Source organism: Ruegeria sp. CDSC042 (assembly GCF_059610745.1).
In genome coordinates this window covers 1-2,990 of the sequence record NZ_JBXWOF010000020.1, presented here as the reverse complement: position 1 = coordinate 2,990, position 2,990 = coordinate 1, and the positions used below count along the sequence as shown (strand labels likewise).

At 60.6% G+C, this 2,990-nt stretch carries 3 protein-coding genes; all 3 read left to right on the top strand.

Annotation, left to right across the window (positions count from 1 at the left end; genetic code table 11):
- Window positions 1-12: 12 nt before the first annotated feature.
- On the top strand, window positions 13-1,689 hold the full coding sequence (locus tag AC2FHX_RS20945; protein WP_496703697.1) for a formate--tetrahydrofolate ligase: 1,677 nt from the start codon (window positions 13-15) through the stop codon (window positions 1,687-1,689).
- A gap of 58 nt (window positions 1,690-1,747) precedes the next feature.
- The gene (locus AC2FHX_RS20940; protein ID WP_142640424.1) at window positions 1,748-2,053 is read left to right on the top strand and encodes a chorismate mutase; all 306 of its coding nucleotides are present in this window, start codon (window positions 1,748-1,750) and stop codon (window positions 2,051-2,053) included.
- A gap of 53 nt (window positions 2,054-2,106) precedes the next feature.
- Window positions 2,107-2,990, top strand: an 884-nt coding sequence (folD, locus tag AC2FHX_RS20935; protein ID WP_271952851.1) for a bifunctional methylenetetrahydrofolate dehydrogenase/methenyltetrahydrofolate cyclohydrolase FolD, incomplete at its 3' end; no start/stop codon positions are given.

Below are 2,990 nucleotides of genomic sequence, written 5' to 3'. Positions count from 1 at the left end.
GACCGAAACCCAATGAGCTATAAATCTGACATCGAAATTGCGCGTGAGGCGAAGAAGAAGCCGATTCAGGAGATTGGTGCGAAGATCGGCATCGAATCTGCTGATCTTCTGCCCTATGGCCATGACAAGGCAAAGGTGAGCCAGGACTTCATCAATTCGGTTCAGGGCCGTGAGGACGGCAAGCTGATTCTGGTGACGGCGATCAACCCGACGCCTGCGGGTGAGGGCAAGACGACGACGACTGTGGGTCTGGGTGACGGTCTGAACCGGATCGGCAAGAACGCGATGATCTGTATCCGTGAGGCTTCGCTGGGCCCGAACTTTGGCATGAAGGGCGGCGCTGCGGGTGGTGGTTACGCGCAGGTTGTTCCGATGGAAGAGATGAACCTGCACTTCACCGGTGACTTTCACGCCATCACCAGTGCCCATTCACTGCTGTCGGCGATGATCGACAACCACATCTACTGGGGCAATGAGTGCGAGATCGACATTCGCCGTGTAGCGTGGCGTCGTGTGGTCGACATGAACGACCGCGCGCTGCGTCAGATCACGGCCAGCTTGGGTGGCGTATCGAACGGTTTCCCGCGCGAGACCGGCTTTGACATCACCGTGGCGTCGGAAGTGATGGCGATCCTGTGTCTGTCCAATGATCTGAAGGATCTGGAAAAACGTCTGGGCGACATCATCGTCGCGTATCGCCGCGACAAGACAGCCGTGTATTGCCGCGACATCAAGGCCGAAGGTGCGATGACGGTGCTGCTGAAGGACGCGATGCAGCCGAACCTGGTGCAGACGCTGGAAAACAACCCGGCCTTTGTGCATGGCGGCCCGTTTGCCAACATTGCACATGGCTGTAACTCGGTCATTGCGACCAAGACCGCGCTGAAGGTTGCTGACTATGTGGTGACCGAAGCGGGCTTTGGCGCCGATCTGGGCGCCGAGAAATTCATGAACATCAAGTGCCGCAAAGCGGGTATCGCGCCGTCGGCTGTGGTGCTGGTCGCCACCGTGCGTGCGATGAAGATGAATGGCGGTGTGGCCAAGGCTGATCTGGGTGCGGAAAACGTCGACGCGGTCAAATCGGGCTGCGCCAACCTGGGTCGTCACATCGAAAACGTCAAATCCTTTGGCGTGCCGGTTGTGGTTGGCATCAACCACTTCGTCACCGATACCGACGCAGAAGTGCAAGCCGTGAAAGACTATTGCTCTGACCACGGGGTCGAAGCGGTTCTGTCGCGTCACTGGGAGCTGGGGTCGGAAGGCTCGGCGCCGCTGGCCGAGAAGGTGGTCGAAATCGTCGAAGGGGGCACAGCGAACTTTGCGCCGATCTACCCCGACGATATGCCGCTGTTCGAGAAGATCGAAACCATCGCCAAGCGCATCTATCGCGCGGACGAGGTTCTGGCCGACAACAAGATCCGCAACCAGCTGCGTGAATGGGAAGAAGCCGGTTACGGCAACCTGCCGGTCTGCATGGCCAAGACGCAGTATTCCTTCTCGACCGATCCCTCGTTGCGCGGCGCGCCCACCGGCCATTCGGTTCCGGTGCGCGAGGTGCGCCTGAGCGCGGGTGCCGGATTTATCGTGGCGGTCTGTGGTGAGATCATGACTATGCCGGGCCTGCCGCGCAAACCGGCGGCCGAAAGCATCTGCCTCAATGACGCAGGTGAGATCGAGGGCTTGTTCTAAGTCGCCAGATAAGACATCTCGTGATCCGGAGAATGCTCCGGGCCACGAGGAGATCACGATGCCCACTCTGACACCGCCGCAAGACTGCGCAACGATGCAGGATCTGCGGATTCAGATCGACCAACTGGACCGGCACCTGATCGAGATGCTGGTGAGGCGCGCCAGCTACATTGATCGCGCGTCTGAGTTGAAGCCGGGCGAGGGCCTGCCGGCCCGTATTCCGGATCGTGTTGAAGAGGTGGTGCAAAAGGTGCGTGCCAGCTCTCAGGCGGCGGGGATGGACCCCGATCTGGCCGAGACGCTGTGGCGCATTCTGATTGACTGGTCGATTGCGCGTGAGGAACGTGTGCTCGGCAACGACTGACTGACCGGGCGCCCCAAGCGTCCGATCCGTTTTTGGGAAGAAGGGATCGAAGAATGGTAGCGCAGGTTATCGACGGTAAGGCCTTTGCAGCAACGGTGCGGGCACAGGTTGCCGATCAGGTTGCAAAGCTGAAGGACGAAAATGGCATCACCCCCGGTCTGGCCGTGGTTCTGGTGGGCGAAGACCCGGCCAGCCAGGTCTATGTCCGCTCGAAGGGCAAGATGACCGTCGAGGTCGGCATGAACTCGTATGAGCACAAGCTGGATGTGGACACCTCCGAGGCAGACCTGCTGGCACTGATCGACAAGCTGAATACCGACCCGGCCGTGCATGGCATTCTGGTACAGCTGCCGCTGCCCAAGCACCTGAACGAGGATCTGGTGATCAATTCGATCGATCCGGCCAAGGATGTCGACGGGTTCCACATCTCGAATGTGGGCCTGCTGGGCACCGGTCAGAAATCGATGGTGCCCTGTACCCCGCTGGGCTGCCTGATGATGCTGCGGGACCATCATGGATCGTTGTCGGGCATGGATGCGGTTGTGATCGGCCGCTCGAACATCGTTGGCAAGCCGATGGCGCAACTGCTGCTGGGCGACAGCTGCACCGTGACCATCGCGCATAGCCGCACCAAGGATCTGCCCGATGTTGTCCGTCGCGCGGATATCGTTGTCGCCGCTGTGGGCCGCCCCGAGATGGTGCCCGGCGACTGGATCAAGGAAGGCGCCACGGTCATCGACGTGGGCATCAACCGCATTGAACGCGACGGCAAGAACAAGCTGGTCGGAGACGTGGATTACGCCAGCGCCGCCGAACGCGCCGGAGCAATCACCCCCGTCCCCGGCGGCGTCGGCCCCATGACAATCGCATGCCTGCTGGCCAACACCCTGACCGCCGCATGCCGCGCAAACAAACTCCCAGAACCAGAAGGCCTGAC

What these genes read in the sequence shown, in the direction of transcription:
- AC2FHX_RS20945 (WP_496703697.1), top strand. Translation starts at nt 13, where the DNA reads ATGAGCTATAAATCTGACATCGAAATTGCGCGTGAGGCGAAGAAGAAG.
- AC2FHX_RS20940 (WP_142640424.1), top strand. Translation starts at nt 1,748, where the DNA reads ATGCCCACTCTGACACCGCCGCAAGACTGCGCAACGATGCAGGATCTG.